The organism is Kitasatospora sp. NPDC088742 (assembly GCF_055584905.1).
Window position 1 is genome coordinate 150,017 of record NZ_JBVJLD010000011.1, and the last position, 17,972, is coordinate 167,988.

Genomic DNA, 17,972 nt, shown 5'->3' on the forward strand with positions numbered 1-17,972 from the left:
TTCACGCCCCTGCCTTGGTGAGGACGGTGTCGCCGGGCGTGGCCTGGGCGGGGATGTCGGCGCTCTCGTACTCCAGCTGCTGGCGGCGTCCGGCGACCAGGCCGGCCGGGCGCAGGCGCATCAGCAGGATCAGGGCGACGCCGAACGCGAGCAGCTGGTAGTCCTTCAGGAACTCCAGCTTGGCCGGGATCAGGTAGAGCAGGCTGGCGCCGAGCAGCGGGCCGCTGATGGTGCCCATGCCGCCGAGGATGACGGCGGCGAGCAGGAAGGCCGAGTTCGGCGGGACGGGCCCGGCGAAGACGTAGACCTCGGGGGTGACGGCGCTCTGCACGTGTGCTTGGACGGCGCCGGCCATGCCGGCCAGGGTGGCGCCGAGCGCGAAGGCGATCAGCTTGACCCGGAAGCCGTTGATGCCCATGGCCTCGGCGGCGGTCTCGTCCTCGCGGATGGCGACCCAGGCGCGGCCGATCCGGGAGTCGGAGACCCGGCTGAAGACCAGCACCACGATGGCGGTGACGCCCAGCATCAGCAGCAGGTAGTTGGAGAACTTGCCGACCTCGAGGCCGAAGAAGTCGTGCGGCTGGCCGAAGTCGAAGCCCAGGATGTTGACCTGGGGGATCGCGCCGATGCCGTTCGGGCCGTTGGTGATGCTGGGGCCAGAGGTGCCGTCCATGTTGTTCATGGCGATCCGGAAGATCTCGCCGAAGCCCAGGGTGACGATGGCGAGGTAGTCGCCGCGCAGCCGCAGGGTCGGGGCGCCGATCACCACGCCGAAGACCAGGGCGGCGGCCGCGCCGATCAGCACGGCCAGCGGGAAGGGCGCCTGCCAGTCCCGGAAGACCGAGAACTGCGAGCCGGAGACCAGGGCGGCGGCGTAGGCGCCGACACCGAGGAAGGCGACGTAGCCGAGGTCGAGCAGGCCGGTGAGGCCGACCACGACGTTCAGGCCGAGCGCCACGGTGGCGAAGATCAGGATGTTGACCCCGACCAGGATGTAGAGCTCGCTGGACTGGGTGAACGGGAAGGCCGCGGCGGCCGCGAAGGCACCGCCGGTGGTGACCGCCCGGTGACGGGCCGTCAGGTCGCTGAAGCGGCGCAGCAGTCCGGCCTGGGCCAGCGCGATCGCGCTCGGCACCACGGCGAACAGGTAGCTGGAGAACAGCTCCTTCTCCGCGCCGATGCCGAAGGCGAAGAGCAGCAGGCCGACCGCGAAGACGGCGACGATGACCAGGATCTCGGCCCAGGGGCTCAGCGGCTTCGGCGCGCTGACGGCGCGTCGGTCCACCGGCAGCTGGAAGGCGGCCAGGGTCAGCAGCGAGCCGACCGCGGCGATCCAGCCGCCGGGCTCCAGGTTGGCCAGCCCGCCGAGCTGGTAGGAGATCATCCCGACCGAGAGCCAGGAGCTCAGCACGGCGCCCAGCGAGAGCAGCCGCAGCGGCCAGGCGGAGCCGGCCGGGACCAGCCAGCCCAGGCCGCGCACGCCGTAGGAGGCGAGCACGAAGAGCAGCGTCACCAGGCCGGAGCCGAGGGCCACCCACTGCAGGCCGGCCGGGGAGAAGTCGTACGTGAGGTCGCCGGGGAACTCGTCGGTCCAGGTCCAGGCGAGCAGGGACGAGGCGGCGGTGAGCACGGCGCCGGCGGCCGTGACGGCGCGGGCGGCGGGAGCGGGGAGGAAGGTGGTGGTCATAGCGGCCTCACGCCCGGTCTGCGACGCGCTCGCCGAGTAGACCTTGTGGTCTCACCAGGAGCACGACGATGAGGAGTACGAACGCCCAGACGTTGGCCCAGCTGGCGCCGCCGAGCTGGTCGAGGCCGGGGACGTGCTGGATGTAGGCGGTGGCCAGCGATTCGGCGACGCCGAGCACCAGGCCGCCGAGCATGGCGCCGTAGATGTTGCCGATGCCGCCGAGCACGGCGGCGGTGAAGGCCTTCAGGCCGGCGATGAAGCCCATGGTGAACTCGACCTGGCCGTACCGGAGTCCGTGCGCGACGGCGGCGATGGCCGCGAAGGCGGCGCCGATCGCGAACGCGACCACGATGATCCGGTCGGTGTTGATGCCCATCAGCTTGGCGGTGTCCGGGTCCTGCGAGGTGGCCTGCATCGCGCGGCCGGTCCGGGTCATCCGGACGAAGGCGCCCAGGATGATCATGCAGAGCGGAGCGGCCACCAGCAGGAACAGGTCGTTCCGCTGGAGCGTGAAGGAGCCGAGGTCGAAGGCGGAGCCCTCGAAGTGGGGGAAGGTGCGGGCCTTCTTGGCGTCGGGGTAGAAGCGCCAGACCACCTGCTGGAGGGTGATCGAGAGGCCGATCGCGGTGATCAGCGGTGCGAGCCTGGGAGCGGTGCGCAGCGGCCGGTACGCGAGGCGCTCGGCGCCGGTCGCGACCAGGACGGAGACGATCACGCCGCCGACGATCATCAGGGGCAGGGCCAGCCAGAGCGAAGTGCCGGACGGCAGGAGCAGGTAGGCGGTCAGCGCGCCGAAGCCGCCGACCATGAAGATCTCGCCGTGGGCGAAGTTGATCAGCTGGACGATGCCGTAGACCATCGTGTAGCCGACGGCGATCAGGCCGTACATCAGCCCGAGCATCAGGCCGTTGGCCAGGTTTTGCGGCAGTTCGTGCACCGCAGGCCTCCGTGGTGTGGGGTATGGGACGGGCGGGGGTGCTGTTGGCGCCCCCGCCCGGGTGCTGCATGGTGCTGCGTGGTGCTGCGCGTGTGGCTGGGTGACCCGGCGTCAGCCGCCGGGCCGGCTCAGCCGGTTCAGCCGGTGTAGGTGCCGCTCTTCACGGCGGCCCACTTGCCGTCCTTGACCTGGTAGACGGTGAGCTGCTTGTTGGTGGTGTCGCCGTACTGGTCGAAGGCGACCTTGCCGGTGGCGCCCTCGAAGGAGACCTTGCCCAGCGCGTCGATCACCTTGGCGCGGGCGTCGGCCGGCACCTTGCCGCCGTTGGCGGCGACGACGGCCTTGACGGCCTCGACGATCGACCAGGCGGCGTCGTAGGAGTAGCCGCCGTAGGCCGCGTACGGCTCCGGGTAGGCAGCGGCCTTGTAGCCCTCGATGAAGGCCTTGGCGGAGTCCAGCTGCTCGACCGGGGCGCCGACCGAGGTGGCGAGGTCGCCCTCGGCCTGGCCGTTGGCGAGCTTGATGAACTCGTCGTCGTAGAGGCCGTCACCACCGAAGACCGGGACGGTGGCGCCGGCCTTCTTGATCTGGCCGCTCAGCGGGCCGCCCTCGGGGTACTCGCCGCCGTAGTAGACCGAGTCGGCGCCGGAGGACTTGACCTTGGTCGCGACCGCGGAGAAGTCCTTGTCGTCGGGGTTGATGTGCTCGGTGCCGACGACCTGGCCGCCCAGCTTCTTGAACTCCTCCAGGAAGATGTTCGCGAGGCCCGCGCCGTAGGTCTTCTTGTCGTCGATGACGAAGACCTTGGTCTTCTTGGCGTCGTTGTAGAGGTACTGCGCGGCGAACTTGCCCTGCACCACGTCGGTGGTGGCGGTGCGGAAGTACGAGGCGTACATGCGCTTGAAGCTCTGCTTGCCCCAGTCCGCGCCGAGGGACAGCTGCGGGTTGGTGTTGGCGGGAGAGACCTGGGCCAGCTTGGCGTCGTTGAAGACGCTCTGCATGGTCAGCGAGACACCGGAGTTGAGCGGGCCGACGACGCCGAGGACGTTCTTGTCGCCGACCAGCTTGGTGGCGTTCTGCTGGCCCGAGGACGGGTTGGCCTGGTCGTCCAGGGCCTCGAGCTCGAAGGTCACGCCGGGGACGGTCTTGTCCTTGTTGGCCTTCTTCACCGCGAGGTCGGCCGAGTTCTTGATGCCCAGGCCGAGGGCGGAGAGCTTGCCGGTCAGGGGCGCGTCGACACCGATGACGACCTTGACGCTGCCGCCGGCCGCGCCGTCGTCGGCCTTCTTCTCACCGCGCGAGCCGCAGGCGGAGACCGTGAGCGCTCCGGCGACCGCGATGCTCACGACAAGCAGTGAACGATTACGCACGAGGGTTCCCTTTCTGAGGAAAAGCACCGGGCCGGAAGTGACGGGGTGCTCGTCGCGCGCTGGGGCCAGGCCCGGATGTGTGGCGCGGTGACTGGCCGTGACTCTAGAGCGCATTTCGCGGCTCGGGCAGGGGTGCGGACATGCTGTGATTCTCTTGTTATGAGGACACGGCCGATTAATCTCACATGTTGGTCGTTCGCCCACTGTTCCCGGGTCCTTGACAGGAGCTTGACCCGCTCGTGGACCTGAATTACCGCCAGAAATGCAGGTGGTCGGCGATCCGTCCGACTATCGGACATCGCCGTCCGGAGAGGCGGTATCGACCGGTGGCGTCCGGATACCGGAACTCCGGCAGGCCGAGTCGAGCCAATGGGCCAGTGATTCCGCGTACGCGGCCCCCGGGATCTGACTCACGGTCTGGATTGCGCGGATGTTACGCAGCGTTACATCCACGTAGGGGAGTTCCACTCCGACGGGTACGGTCGAACAGTCCGTCAGGTCGTACTCCAGCCGCAGCAGCAGCGGCCGCCCGGCGGCTGCGGTGAGCGGCAGCCCGCCCCGGACCGAGAGGGTGATCCCCGGGTACGGCTGACTCACCGCCAGCAGGTCCACCGGCACCTCCCCCTCCACCCGGAGCTCGGCCGTCACCTCCAGGTGCTTCCCCTCGGCCCGCCCCTCGGCCGGCACCGTCAGCCTGGCCACCTGGGCCGGGTACGGAGCGGGCGGCGGCGAGGCCTGGGCGGGCGGGTCGTGCTCCAGTGCGCGGAACAGCAGCAGGGCGGTGGCGGCGGCCGCCAGGGCCAGCAGCGCCTTACGCCGCCGGGGCCCCAACTCCCGCTGGACACGCGCCAGTCGGCCGGCCGGACCGCCCTCGGTCCGCACCGTGCCGTCCCCGGCCTCCAACGGCCCGAGCCCGTCCCCGGACATGCCAACGCCCCCTCGTTCGGGGGCCTCCTGCCCCGTGGGGGCAGCAGTCAAACAAGGGGGCGCGGGGGGCGCGCGTGTAGAGCGCGCGGGTGTGCCGGCGGCTCAGAGGTCGCGGAGCATACAGGTCAGCCGGCAGCTGGTGATCCGCTTGCCGGTGTCGTCCGTGATCGCGATCTCGTAGGTGGCCGCGGTCCGTCCCTTGAACACCGCGGTGGCCACGCCGGTCACCAACCCCGAGGTGGCGGAGCGGTGGTGAGTCGCGTTCAGGTCCACGCCGACCGCGTACCGGCCGGGCCCGGCGTGCAGCATCGCGCCGATCGAGCCGAGCGTCTCGGCCAGCGCCGCCGAGGCCCCGCCGTGCAGCAGACCGTACGGCTGCTGGTTCCCCTCCACCGGCATGGTGCCGACGACGCGGTCCGCGCTGGCCTCCACCACCTTGATGCCCAGCCGGTCGCCGAGGTGGCCACCGCTGAAGGTGGAGGGGTCGACGCCCAGCTTGGCGAAGTGGTCGAGCACGTCCTGCGGGACGTTCAGGATCGGGGCCGAGTCGGTCATGGTGCTCCTGCCGTTCGAGGGTCACTGCGAGGTCCGTGGTGCTCCCGTGATCGTACGACTGCCCGCTCGCGGCGACACGGGGATGTCCCCGCCGGGCCATAGGATCGGTCAGTGGCAGAGCAATCGGCAGGAACGGACGTGGACGTGGCTACGCAGAGTACGGACAAGGCAGCGGCGAGCCCCGGGGGGCGTCCCCGGCTGATGCTGCTCGACGGGCACTCCATGGCCTACCGGGCCTGGTTCGCGCTGCCCGCGGAGAACTTCTCCACCGTCACCGGCCAGACCACCAACGCGATCTACGGATTCGCCTCGATGCTCGCCAACACGGTGCGGGACGAGCGGCCCACCCACCTCGCGGTCGCCTTCGACCTCTCCCGGAAGACCTTCCGCTCGGAGGAGTTCCCCGACTACAAGGCCAACCGGGCCAAGACGCCGGACGAGTTCAAGAGCCAGATCGGTCTGATCCACGAGCTGCTGGACGCGATGCACGTGTCCCGGATGTCCGTCGAGGGCTTCGAGGCCGACGACATCATCGCCACCCTGGCCACCGCCGCCGAGGCGGCCGGCTACGACGTGCTGATCGTCACCGGGGACCGGGACTCGCTCCAGCTGGTCACCGAGCACGTCACCGTGCTCTACCCCACCAAGGGCGTTTCGGAGTTGACCCGCTACACCCCGGAGAAGGTGGCCGAGAAGTACGGTGTGACGCCCACCCAGTACCCGGACTTGGCGGCCCTGCGCGGTGACCCGTCGGACAACCTGCCCGGCATCCCCGGCGTCGGCGAGAAGACCGCCGCGAAGTGGGTCAACCTGTACGGCTCCTTCGACGAGCTGGTCGCCCACGCCGACGAGGTCAAGGGCAAGATCGGCGAGAAGCTACGCGAGCACCTCGACTCGGTCAAGCGCAACCGGGTGCTCACCGAGCTGGTCCGCACCGTCGAACTCCCGCTCGCCGTCGACGAGTTGGAGCGCAAGCCGTTCGACCGCGAGGCGGTCGGCCAGCTGCTGGAGTCGCTGGAGTTCCGCAACCCCAACTTCCGCGAGCGGGTCTACGCCCTCGACCCGGCCCCGGCCGGCGAGGCCGAGGCGGCCCCCGCCCCCGGCATCGCCGTCGAGGGCACCCTGCTCACCGAGGAGGGCGCCCTCGCCGCCTGGCTCGACGAGCACTCCACCGGCACCGTCGCGGTCGCCGCCCTCTACCAGTGGGCCCTCGGCTCCGGCGAGGTCGAGCAGATCGCCCTGGCCACCGGCGAGACCGCCGCCTGGTTCGACCCCACCCAGCTCGCCGAGGCCGACGAGCGGGCGCTCGCCGCCTGGCTGGCGGACCCGGCCCGCCCGAAGGCCCTGCACATCGCCAAGCAGGTCATGCGGGCCTTCGCCGAGCGGAGTTGGCGGATCGACGGGGTGGTCGCCGACACCGCGCTCGCCGCCTACCTCGACAAGCCCGGCCGCCGCACCTTCACCCTCGACGTGCTCGCCGAGGAGTACCTGGCCCGCTCGCTGGCCCCTGCCGAGGTGGCCGAGAGCGGCCAGCTCTCCTTCGACGCCCCCGAGCACGACCCCACCGCCGGCGCCCAGGCCCTGATGGCCCAGGCCCGCGCGGTGCTCGACCTCGCCGAGCACTTCGACACCCGGCTCGCCGAGGTCGGCGCGGCGAAGCTGCTGCACGAGATGGAGCTGCCGGTCGCCGAGCTGCTGGCCCGGATGGAGCGCACCGGCATCGCCGCCGACCGCGAGTGGCTCACCACCATCGAGTCGCAGTTCGCCGCCGAGATCCAGCGGGTGGTCGGCGAGGCGCACGCCGCGGCCGGCCACGAGTTCAACCTCGGCTCGCCCAAGCAGCTCCAGGAGATCCTCTTCGGCGAGCTGGCCCTGCCCAAGACCAAGAAGATCAAGACCGGCTACACCACCGACGCCGACGCGCTCGCCTGGCTGGCCACCCAGACCACCAACGAGCTCCCGGTCGTCCTGCTCCGCCACCGCGACCAGGCCAAGCTGCGCACCACCGTCGAGGGCCTGCTCAAGACCGTCTCGCCGAAGGGCCGGATCCACACCACCTTCAACCAGATGGTGGCCGCCACCGGCCGGCTCTCCTCCCAGGACCCGAACCTGCAGAACATCCCGGTCCGCACCGAGGAGGGCCGCCAGATCCGCCGCGCCTTCGTGGTCGGCGAGGGCTACGAGGCGCTGCTCACCGCCGACTACTCGCAGATCGAACTGCGCATCATGGCCCACCTCTCGGAGGACGCCGCGCTGATCGAGGCCTTCGAGTCCGGCGAGGACCTGCACACCACCGTCGCCTCCCAGGTCTTCGAGGTCGCCCCCGAGGCGGTCGACGCCGAGATGCGGCGCAAGATCAAGGCGATGTCCTACGGCCTCGCCTACGGCCTCTCCGCCTACGGCCTCTCCCAGCAGCTCGGCATCAAGCCGAACGAGGCCCAGGGCTTGATGGACACCTACTTCGAGCGCTTCGGCGGCGTCCGCGACTACCTGCACCGGGTGGTCGAGGAGGCCCGCGCGGTCGGCTACACCGAGACCCTGCTCGGCCGCCGCCGCTACCTCCCCGACCTCACCAGCGACAACCGCCAGCGCCGCGAGATGGCCGAGCGGATGGCCCTCAACGCCCCGATCCAGGGCACCGCCGCCGACATCGTCAAGATCGCGATGCTCAACGTGGACCGGGCGCTCACCGAGGCCGGGCTCTCCACCCGGATGCTCCTCCAGGTCCACGACGAAATCGTCCTCGAACTCGCCCCGGGCGAGCGCGAGCAGGTCGAGGCCCTGGTCCGCGAACACATGGCCGCCGCCTACCCGCTGCGCGCCCCGCTCGACGTCTCCGTCGGCATCGGCGCCAACTGGGAGGAAGCAGCCCACTGACGGTCCGCCCGCCGGCAGCGCCCCGTACCCCGGGGCGCTGCCGGCGCCGCGCTATCCGTTGAACGCCGCGAACAACTTCGAGAACTGGTACGGCGTCTGCGGCACGTTGGTGCACTTCGGCAGCGACCCCGTACAGGCGTTGGCGTCCCGCGTCATCTCCCAGAACGCCAGCTCCCCCAGGTGGTTCTGCTGCGCGAACGCCACCACCTGCTGAGCGTCCGTCAGCCCGAACACCTCCGAGGCCGTGTCGTTCTGCCCCAGCATCGGCGTCAGCCCGGTCTTCGCCCAGGCCTGAGCCGCCGTCAGCTCCGGCCACACCTGCCGGACCTGGGCCTGGGTCGACTGCCCGGACTGGATCACGTACGCGCCCATCTTCCCGGCCGGGCTCGGTGCGGCCCAGTCCCCGAAGTCCATCGCCATCGCGTTGACCACGTCCACCGCCAGCCCGGCGCTCTTCGCCGACTGCAGCACGTAGACCCCGTCCGCCGTCAGCCCGCTCGGCAGCACCGGCAGCGTCAGACTGACCTTCAGGTCACGCCCCTTGGCCCGCTGCGCCGCCTGCACCTGCGCGACCGCTGCCGACCGCCGGTCCACCGAGGCCCGCTCGGTCACCGCGGTGCCCTCGATGTCGAAGTCGATGTGGTCCAGGCCGTAGACGTCGACCACCTTCTGGTACTGCGCCGCCAGCGCGGCCACGCCGGTGCAGGACTGCGCCAGCTCGGTCCCGTTGGCCCCGCCGAAGGATGGCCGGACGGTGCCGCCGGCCGCCCGGAAGGCGTCCATCTCCGGCTTGTACCAGCCGCTCGCCGGGTCGAAGGCGCCGAACCAACTGGCCGTGCAGGGCTGGCTCCCGTTGATCAGGAAGGCCAGCGAGAACTGCTTCAGCCCGCTCGCCGCCGACAGCGCCGTCAGGCTCGGCGTCGGGTACGCGCCCAGGTCCACGTACGGGGCCGAGGCCCCCGCCGCCGTCCCGCTCCCGGCGACGGCTGACACGGTCGCCGAGACGGCCGACTCGTTCCCGGCCGCGTCGAAGGCCGAGATGCCGAACACGTGGGTGCTCCCGGCCAGCAGCCCGCTCACCGTCGCCCCGGTGCCGGTCGCGGTGGCCACCACCGCGCCGCCCTCCCGCAGGTGGTACCCGGCCACCCCCTGGTCGTCCGTGCTGGCGTTCCAGGCGAGCGAGACGCTGCCCGGCCCGGTGCCGGAGACCTTCAGTCCGCCGGGCACGCTCGGCGCGGCGGTGTCGGCGGGCGAGCCCGCACAGGGCTTGTCGTTCACGGCGCAGTTGGCCGGAGCCGTCTGCGGCGAACTGCCGTTGTTCACCCCGAACCCGACCACCGCGGCCGTCGCGCCGGGCGCCAGCGGCCCGGCCCAGCTCGGCGGGGTGACGGTGTACCGGCGCCCGCCGGTGACGGCGACGGAGGTCAGCGTGCCGTTCCAGGCACCGGTGACGGTCTCGCCGGCGGGCAGGTCGAAGGAGAGCGCCCAAGTCGTCACGGACGCGTTGGTGTGGTTGGTGACGGTGTAGGCGCCCTCGAAGCCGGTCTGCCAGTTGGAGGTGACCGCGTAGCTCGCGGTCACACCGGTGACACCGGCCTCGGCATGGGCTCCCACGGCGGAGAGCGGGACGGTCAGGGCCGCGGCCGTGGCGGCTGCGAGGGGCAAGGCGACGCGCCTCATGGGCGGTTCTCCTCGGGAGTGAGTGTGGGGGATGGCAGCCGCGCGGCCTCCACAAGATGGTCCAGACCAATGCGGGCCGTCAATGGGGAACCCACCCGCTAGGCGAAAGCTTTGCCATCTGCCCCACCGCTCACCGGAGTTGACGCCGGACCGGCTTGACCTGCCGCTACGGCTGCCTTAAGGCCCCGTTGAGCCACCGTCACCCCTCGCGGACCGCCGCCACCGCCTCCCGCACGACCGCCGACGAGTCCCCGGCCAGCCGCTCCAGCAGCTCGGCCGCCCCCGGCGTCCGCCAGTACGCGATCGCGTACGCCAGGTTCTCCCGCACATCCGAGTGCGGATGGTCCGCCAGTCGGGCCAGTGCCTCGACCGGCCCCCGGCGCCGCCGGCCGAACCAGTGCAGCAGCTCGCCGAGTTCGGACGGGTCCCCGGGATCCCCGGCCGCCGCCAGCCGCTCCAGCAGCACCGGCACCTTCGGCCCGGGCCCGTCCTCCGGACGCGCCAGCCGCTCCCACAGCCGCTGCCCGCCGTACCCGCCGCGCACCCGGCAGCCGAAGCAGACACACGGCCTGGTCCCGTGCACCCCGGGGGCGTACCGCCAGCCCACCCCCTGCGGCGCCGCCCGCACCCGCCGCACCTCACGGGCCGTCACCGCCCGGGGGACGAACACCTCCCACCCCAGCGGATCGTCCAACTCCCGCACCAGACGCACCGCCTCGGCCGCCGTCACACTCCGCTGGGCCAACTGCGCGCGCTCCCGGTAGTGCCCGGCCAGCACCGGCTGCCCGTCGTCGAGCCGCAGGTGCACGGCCACCATCCCGCCGCCCCGGGTCCCACGCCGCGCCAGCTCGCGCAGCCACTGGTGGGTCAGCGTGAACGAGGGCAGCACGGGGAAGCAGTACACCCCGCGCGCCCCGCCCTGCCCCCAGCTGTCCGCACGCAGCCCGGCCCGGCGGATCCGCTGGGCGTCGGCGGCGGAGGTGAGGTGTACGAAGGTCGCCATGCCGCGGATGCTAACCCCCGCCCCCGGCAGGCGTCCTGACCATTTCCCGCCACCCCTGACTGCCCTCCGGGCTCCCTGACTGCCCTCCGGGCCCAGGGACTGCCCTCCGGGCCCAGGGACTGCCCTCCGGGCCCACGGACTGCCCTCCGGGCCCAGGGACTGCCCGAAGGGCAGTCAGGGGCGCGGGGAACTGCGCGAGACGGAAGAACGAGACCCGTGTGCCGGGTACGGGCGACCACTTGCAAGTGAAACTCCGTACCCGGCACACGGGTCATCGCCTACCGCAGCGCGCAGTTCCTCGCGCCCCTGAGCGCCTGCCCTTCCGAGCCGATTCAGGCCTTGCGCGGGTTGGTGCGCTTGGTCGGCTCCGCCGTGGACGGGTCCTCCGGCCACGGGTGGCGGGGGTAGCGGCCGCGGAGGTCGGCGCGGACGGCGCGGTAGCCCTCGCGCCAGAAGGTGGCCAGGTCGCCGGTGACGGCGGCCGGGCGACCGGCGGGGGAGAGCAGGTGGACCGTCAGCGGCACCCGCCCGCCCGCCAGTTGCGGTGCCGCCTGCCAGCCGAACAGCTCCTGCAGCTTGACCGCCAGCACCGGCCGCTCGCCCGAGTAGTCCACCCGTATCCGCGAGCCGCTCGGTACGGTGATCCGCTCGGGTGCCAGCTCCTCCAGCCGCCCGGCCTGGCCGGAGGCCCAGGGCAGCAGTCGCTGCAACGCCGAGGCCACGTCGATCCGTTCGAGGTCGGCCCGCCGCCGGGCCCGGGACAGCTCCGGCTCCAGCCAGCCGCCCCCGGCCAGCGCCGCGTCGTCCACCTCGGGCCAGGGCTCGCCCAACTCCCGCCGCAGGAAGGCCAGCCGGGCCCGCAGCCCGGCCGCCTCCGGCGTCCACCGCAGCAGCGCCCCGACCCCCTCCCGGGCCAGCCCGTCCAGCAGCGCGGCCCGCACCAGCTCCGGATCCGGCTTGGCCAACGGCGCCGCCTCCAGCTCCACCGCCCCCAGCGCCGACACCCGCCGCGCCGTCAACTCACCCTGCCGCGAAGACCATTCGACCTCCTCGCGGGAGGACAGCAACGCCGCCCCCGCCCGCCGGGCGGTCTCCTCCTCCAGCGCTGCCCCGAGCCGTACCCGGGCCGAGTGCGCCCCGGCCGGACGGTCCGCGCTCGCCACTGCCAGCCACTCCTCCCCGGCCAGCCGCGATCCCGTCCCCAACTCCGCCGCCGTTCCCGAGGCCATCAGGTACGGCCCGTCCACCGCCCGGGCCCGCGCGATCCGCTCCGGGTACGCCAATGCAGCCACCAAGCCAGGAACCTGACGCTCCGTCACCGAAGGCCGCTCGCCCTCCACCAGCCGCCCGAGCCGCCGCACCTCGTCCTTCCACCGCCGCGCGTACGGATCGTCCGAGGACCCGGACCGCACCCGCCGCCACACCTCCGCCAGGTCGTCGCCGAAGGCCCGCGGCGGCTCCTCCGAGAGCAGCGCCACCACCTCAGCCGCCCGCCGGGCCCCGACCAGCTCCGCCCCGTCCAGCAGCGCCCGCGCCAGCCGGGGGTGCAGGCCGCTGCGGACGATCCGCTGCCCGCGCGCGGTGGCCCGGCCGTCCGCATCCACCGCGCCCAGCCCCGCCAGCACCTGGCGTGCCGCCGCCATCGCCCCGGCCGGCGGCCGGTCCGGCAGCGCCAGCCCGGCGGCCGTCGGATCGCCCCAGCAGGCCGCCTGGAGGGCGAAGGAGGTCAGCTCGGCCTGCGCGATCTCCGGCGTCGGGAAGCGCGGCGCCAGCGCGTCCTCGGCCTCCGCCCAGCACCGGTAGACCACACCCGGCGCCTCGCGCCCGGCCCGCCCGGCGCGCTGCCGGGCCGCCGCCAGCGAGGCCCGCACCGTGACCAGTCCGGACAGCCCGCGCGCGTGGTCGGTGCGCGGCTCCCGGGCCAGCCCGGAGTCGACCACCACCCGCACGCCCGGCACCGTCAGCGAGGACTCCGCCACCGAGGTCGCCAGGATCACCCGGCGCCCCTCACCCGCCGTCAGCGCCGCGTCCTGCACCGCCGCCGGAGCCTGCCCGTGCAGCTGCAGCACCTCGACACCGGCGACGCCCAACTGCCCCGCCACCCGAGCGATTTCCCCGACCCCCGGCAGGAAGCAGAGCACGTCCCCGGCCCGCTCCTCCAACGCCCGCCGCACCGTCCCGGCCACGTGCTCCAGCAGCAGCGGGTCCACCCTCGTCCCCTGCGGCGGCCGCACCCCGCGCGGCGGCGGGGCCCAGACCGTCTCCACCGGGTACGAGATCCCGTGCGCCTCCACCACCTGTGCGCCGCCCAGCAGTTCGGCCCAGGCGGCGGTGTCCGAGGTGGCCGAGGCACAGACGACCTGCAGCTCCGGCCGGAGCGTGGCCCGCACGTCCAGCAGGAAGGCCAGCGCGGTGTCCGCGTCCAGGTGCCGCTCGTGGCACTCGTCCAGCACCACCACGTCGACCCCGGTCAACTCCTGGTCCCGCTGCAGCCGTTGCAGCAGCACCCCGGTGGTGACCACCTCGACCACGGTGGCCGGCCCGGCCCGCCGCTCCCCACGGACCGTCAGGCCGACCGCCTCGCCCACCGGCTGCCCCAGCAGCCAGGCCATCCGCCGGGCCGCCGCCCGCACCGCCAGCCGCCGTGGTTCGGCCACCAGCACCCGCCGTGCGGGCCCCGGCAGGGCGTCGACCAGCCCGGCCAGCGCCAGTGGCACCAGGGTGGTCTTGCCCGTCCCGGGCGGTGCGGCGAGCACGGCCGTCCCGGCCGAGGCCAGCGCGCGCTGGAGCGCGGGCACGGCGGTGCGGACCGGCAGTTCGAGCCCGGCGGAGCGCACGCCTCAGCCCCGTTCGGAGACGAAGATCGCGGTCCCCGGGATCAGCCGGCCGCGCAGCGGGCTCCAGCCGCCCCACTCCTGCTCCAGCCCCTCCGGCCACTCCGGCTCGACCAGGTCCAGCAGCCGGAAGCCCGCCCCGGTCAGCTCGCGCACCCGGTCGCCCAGCGTCCGGTGGTGCTCCACGTAGGTGGCCCGCCCCTCGGCGTCCTGCTCCACGTACGGGGTGCGGTCGAAGTACGAGGCGGTGGCCGTCAGCCCTTCGACGCCCGGCTCGTCCGGGAAGGCCCAGCGGATCGGGTGGGTCACCGAGAACACCCAGCGGGCCCCCGGCCGCAGCACCCGGTGCACCTCGCGCATCAGCCCGGCGGTGTCCGCGCTGAACGGCACCGCCCCGTACGCCGAGCAGGCCAGGTCGAAGGAGCCGTCGGCGAACGGCAGCACCGCGGCGTCCGCCTGCACCACCGCGAGCGGCTCCACGCGCCGGCCCAGGTCGATCCGCCGGGAGTGCTGGAGCTGCCGGTAGGAGATGTCCAGCGCGACCGGCACCGCCCCCTGGGCGGTCAGCCAGCGCGAGCACTGGGCCGCCCCGGCGCCGAGCTCCAGCACCCGCAGTCCCTTCAGGCCGGCCGGATCGCCGAGCAGCCGGGCCTCGGCCTCGTCCAGGCCCTCCGGGCACCAGGTGAACCGGTCGTCGCCGAGGAACGCCCCGTGCTCGTCCTGGTACTCGTCCGCGTTCCGGTCCCACCAGTGGCGGCTGGCACGGCTGGACTCGCCGGCCTCGGCCTCCCGGCGCAGGGCCTCGTCCTCGTCCTCCTCGGGGAGGTCGAGCGGGGCGAGGTCGTCCGGGGCGAGGTCGTCCGGGACGGGTGAGGAGGGGGTGGTGGCCAAGGTCGTGGTGCCCGTCGCGTAGGGTATGGGGAGCGGAAGCGCTGCTGTCACGACCGGTCCTGTCAAGGGCCCGGTTCGCGGCCGTGGCATCCGGGGAGAGGCCCCTATGAGTGCCACCGCGAGGTGCGCAATCGGAGGATATGGCCTGATCCATCCCGACCTCCACCGTCTCGCCCTCTTCGGCGTTGACCGTGCCGGGCTGGCCCCGTATGCTACAAGTTGCGCTGCGGGCCTGCGCGCCTCGGACGGAGCAGGTCGCGCTCGCATCTGTCGAAGACCCCACGGTCGCAAGACGGACATCTTCGGGTAACCGGAAGATGGGCCGTGTTCTTGGCTGTCCGGCTTTCGGTGGGAGCGATACGGGCCCTCCGCGTGGCATTACCTACGACTTCTTGTCCGTACCGGAGCCCTTTTCCTAATGACGACCGACACCTCTGTCAGCACCACCCCGCAGGTCGCGATCAACGACATCGGCGACGCGGAAGCGTTCCTCGCGGCGATCGACGAGACCATCAAGTACTTCAACGATGGCGACATCGTCGAGGGCATCATCGTGAAGGTCGACCGTGACGAGGTTCTCCTCGACATCGGTTACAAGACCGAGGGTGTCATCCCCTCCCGCGAGCTCTCGATCAAGCACGACGTTGACCCGCACGAGGTCGTCAAGGTCGGTGACGAGATTGAGGCCCTGGTTCTCCAGAAGGAGGACAAGGAGGGTCGTCTGATCCTGTCCAAGAAGCGCGCACAGTACGAGCGCGCCTGGGGCACGATCGAGAAGATCAAGGAAGAGGACGGGATCGTCACCGGTACCGTCATCGAGGTCGTCAAGGGTGGTCTCATCCTCGACATCGGCCTCCGTGGCTTCCTCCCGGCCTCGCTGGTCGAGATGCGCCGCGTCCGCGACCTCCAGCCCTACGTGGGCAAGGAGCTCGAGGCCAAGATCATCGAGCTGGACAAGAACCGCAACAACGTGGTCCTGTCCCGCCGTGCCTGGCTGGAGCAGACCCAGAGCGAGGTCCGCCAGACCTTCCTCACCACCCTCCAGAAGGGTCAGGTGCGCTCCGGCGTCGTCTCCTCGATCGTCAACTTCGGTGCCTTCGTGGACCTGGGTGGCGTCGACGGTCTCGTTCACGTCTCCGAGCTGTCCTGGAAGCACATCGACCACCCGTCCGAGGTTGTCGAGGTCGGCCAGGAGGTCACCGTCGAGGTTCTCGACGTGGACATGGACCGCGAGCGCGTCTCCCTGTCGCTGAAGGCGACCCAGGAGGACCCGTGGCAGCAGTTCGCCCGGACCCACCAGATCGGCCAGGTCGTCCCGGGTAAGGTCACCAAGCTGGTTCCGTTCGGTGCGTTCGTGCGCGTCGACGAGGGCATCGAGGGCCTGGTCCACATCTCCGAGCTGGCCGAGCGCCACGTGGAGATCCCGGAGCAGGTCGTCCAGGTCGGCGACGAGATCTTCGTCAAGGTCATCGACATCGACCTCGAGCGTCGTCGCATCAGCCTCTCGCTGAAGCAGGCCAACGAGGCCCTCGGTGGCGACGCCGCCGCGGCCGAGTTCGACCCGACCCTCTACGGTATGGCTGCCTCGTACGACGACGCGGGCAACTACATCTACCCCGAGGGCTTCGACCCCGAGGCCAACGACTGGCTCGAGGGCTTCGAGAAGCAGCGTGAGGAGTGGGAGCGCCAGTACGCCGAGGCGCAGACCCGCTTCGAGGCCCACCAGGCTCAGGTCATCAAGAGCCGTGAGGCCGACGCCGAGGCCGCTGCCGAGGGTGGCGACGCCGTCGCCGCCGCTGCCGGTGGCTCCTACACCTCGGCCAGCGAGGAGGGCTCCGGCGCCCTCGCTTCGGACGAGGCGCTCGCCGCGCTCCGCGAGAAGCTGGCCGGCGGCCAGAGCTGAACACCGCACCTCAGTAACTGAGGTTGGGTCATCAACGGACCCCCCGTCCCGGTTCCCGGGGCGGGGGGTCCGTTCGTGTGAGATGGAACTCGGGGCAGTGGTATAGGGAATTGGGTGGTTTACACCTAGCTTGGTGGGGAACCGCCCGAAAGGTCTACGCACCATGCGCACCACCCTCACTGCGGCACCCCCCTCCCAGTCCGACGGCCAGCAGGTCGGCGGACGGCTCGCGGCCCTCGGCCGGTTCTGCTTCCGGCGCCGCCGCTGGGTGCTCGGCATCTGGGCGGTGGTCCTCGTACTCGGCGTGCTGATCGGCGGGAAGGTGTTCGAGGGCACCGTCTCGGCCACCGACGCCAAGGGCTCCGAGTCCTCGGCCGGCGCGGCCGTGCTGGCCCAGGCCGACCCCTCCCGGGGGACCGTCACCGCGGTGGTGGACGGTGTGCGGGTGAGCGATCCGGCGGTGAAGTCGGCCGTCACGGACGTGACTTCGGCGATCGGGAGGCTGCCCGGGGTGCTCTCGGTGGCTGACACCTACGGCAGCGACGGGGCGCTGAGCGCCTCGGACGGGAAGGCCTCGCTGGTCTCCGTACGGATGGCCGACGGCTCGACCGACGCCCAGCTCAGGGCGGTGACGGACGGGCTGAAGGGGATCACCGCGCCGGGCGCGAAGGTCACCGTCGGCGGGGACTTGGTGACCCAACAGGAAGTGGTCGCGCAGACCCAGGCGGACACCCGTTTCGGTGAGATCGTCACGCTGCCGTTGACGCTGCTGGTGATGGTCCTGGTCTTCGGCGGCTTCGCGGCCGCCAGCCTCCCGGTGATCGGGGCGGTCGCCTCGGTGGGCGGGGCGCTGCTGGCCATGTTCGGCTTCAGCCGGATGATGGACATCGACACCAGCGTGCTGCCGATCGCCACCGTGCTCGGCCTCGGACTCTCCATCGACTACGCCCTCCTGATGGTCAATCGCTTCCGCGAGGAGCGCGGCCACGGGGCCGCGATCGCCGCCGCGGTGGAGCGGACGGCGGCCACCGCCGGACGGACCGTCATGTTCTCCGGCCTGACCGTGGCCGTCGCGCTCTCCGGGCTCTTCGTCTTCACCAGCCCGGTCTTCCGGGCCGTCGCGGTGGCCGGGGTGAGCGTGGTGGTGATCGCCGTCGCGGCCGCGCTGACCCTGATACCCGCGCTGCTCGGCTTCGTCGGGCACCGGGTCAAGACCCCCGTCGAGCCGGTGCCCGACGAGGGCTTCTTCACCCGGACGGTGCGGCGGGTGCAGCGCCGGGCGATTCCGGTGGTGCTGGCCTGCGTCGC

12 protein-coding genes are annotated in these 17,972 nt (G+C 72.1%); 3 read left to right on the top strand and 9 right to left on the bottom strand.

The genetic code is table 11. From position 1 onward, the window contains the following. Nucleotide 1: 1 nt before the first annotated feature. From ACZ6ZR_RS12365 to ACZ6ZR_RS12385, 5 genes are all read right to left on the bottom strand, one after another. Entirely contained in the window at nucleotides 2–1,687 is a 1,686-nt protein-coding gene (locus ACZ6ZR_RS12365; protein ID WP_465642021.1) for a branched-chain amino acid ABC transporter permease, read from the bottom strand. Between the two features lie 7 nt (nucleotides 1,688–1,694). Continuing rightward, nucleotides 1,695–2,624: a branched-chain amino acid ABC transporter permease gene (locus tag ACZ6ZR_RS12370; RefSeq protein WP_465642022.1), complete on the bottom strand. Its 930-nt coding sequence runs from the start codon at nucleotides 2,622–2,624 to the stop codon at nucleotides 1,695–1,697. A 137-nt stretch (nucleotides 2,625–2,761) separates the two neighbouring features. Continuing rightward, nucleotides 2,762–3,994 (bottom strand): branched-chain amino acid ABC transporter substrate-binding protein, encoded by a 1,233-nt coding sequence (locus ACZ6ZR_RS12375; RefSeq protein WP_465642023.1) that lies wholly within the window; start codon nucleotides 3,992–3,994, stop codon nucleotides 2,762–2,764. 288 nt (nucleotides 3,995–4,282) lie between these two features. After that, nucleotides 4,283–4,921, bottom strand: coding sequence for a hypothetical protein (locus ACZ6ZR_RS12380; protein ID WP_465642024.1), 639 nt, complete (start codon nucleotides 4,919–4,921; stop codon nucleotides 4,283–4,285). A 102-nt stretch (nucleotides 4,922–5,023) separates the two neighbouring features. Further along, nucleotides 5,024–5,476, bottom strand: a complete 453-nt coding sequence (locus ACZ6ZR_RS12385; protein ID WP_465642025.1) for a PaaI family thioesterase — start codon at nucleotides 5,474–5,476, stop codon at nucleotides 5,024–5,026. A 201-nt stretch (nucleotides 5,477–5,677) separates the two neighbouring features. Here ACZ6ZR_RS12385 and polA point away from each other — a divergent pair, with 201 nt between their 5' ends. Then, nucleotides 5,678–8,353 carry a DNA polymerase I gene (polA, locus tag ACZ6ZR_RS12390; protein ID WP_465642036.1) on the top strand — a complete coding sequence of 892 codons (2,676 nt, stop codon included), beginning with the start codon at nucleotides 5,678–5,680 and terminating at the stop codon, nucleotides 8,351–8,353. Between the two features lie 51 nt (nucleotides 8,354–8,404). Here polA and ACZ6ZR_RS12395 read toward each other — a convergent pair whose 3' ends face one another. The 4 genes from ACZ6ZR_RS12395 to ACZ6ZR_RS12410 all read right to left on the bottom strand — a co-directional run bounded on the left by ACZ6ZR_RS12395 (nucleotide 8,405) and on the right by ACZ6ZR_RS12410 (nucleotide 14,668). Further along, on the bottom strand, nucleotides 8,405–10,033 hold the full coding sequence (locus ACZ6ZR_RS12395; protein ID WP_465642026.1) for a cellulose binding domain-containing protein: 1,629 nt from the start codon (nucleotides 10,031–10,033) through the stop codon (nucleotides 8,405–8,407). Nucleotides 10,034–10,232: 199 nt separating this feature from the next. After that, the gene (locus tag ACZ6ZR_RS12400; RefSeq protein WP_465642027.1) at nucleotides 10,233–11,036 is read right to left on the bottom strand and encodes a HEAT repeat domain-containing protein; all 804 of its coding nucleotides are present in this window, start codon (nucleotides 11,034–11,036) and stop codon (nucleotides 10,233–10,235) included. A gap of 332 nt (nucleotides 11,037–11,368) precedes the next feature. After that, entirely contained in the window at nucleotides 11,369–13,873 is a 2,505-nt protein-coding gene (hrpB, locus tag ACZ6ZR_RS12405; RefSeq protein WP_465642028.1) for an ATP-dependent helicase HrpB, read from the bottom strand. Nucleotides 13,874–13,876: 3 nt separating this feature from the next. Continuing rightward, a complete protein-coding gene (locus ACZ6ZR_RS12410; RefSeq protein WP_465642037.1) occupies nucleotides 13,877–14,668 on the bottom strand; it encodes a class I SAM-dependent methyltransferase in 792 nt (263 codons plus the stop codon). Nucleotides 14,669–15,179: 511 nt separating this feature from the next. Here ACZ6ZR_RS12410 and rpsA point away from each other — a divergent pair. After that, nucleotides 15,180–16,664, top strand: coding sequence for a 30S ribosomal protein S1 (rpsA, locus tag ACZ6ZR_RS12415; RefSeq protein WP_465642029.1), 1,485 nt, complete (start codon nucleotides 15,180–15,182; stop codon nucleotides 16,662–16,664). Between the two features lie 163 nt (nucleotides 16,665–16,827). Then, nucleotides 16,828–17,972: MMPL family transporter (locus ACZ6ZR_RS12420; RefSeq protein WP_465642030.1), on the top strand; the 1,145-nt coding region annotated here is incomplete at its 3' end.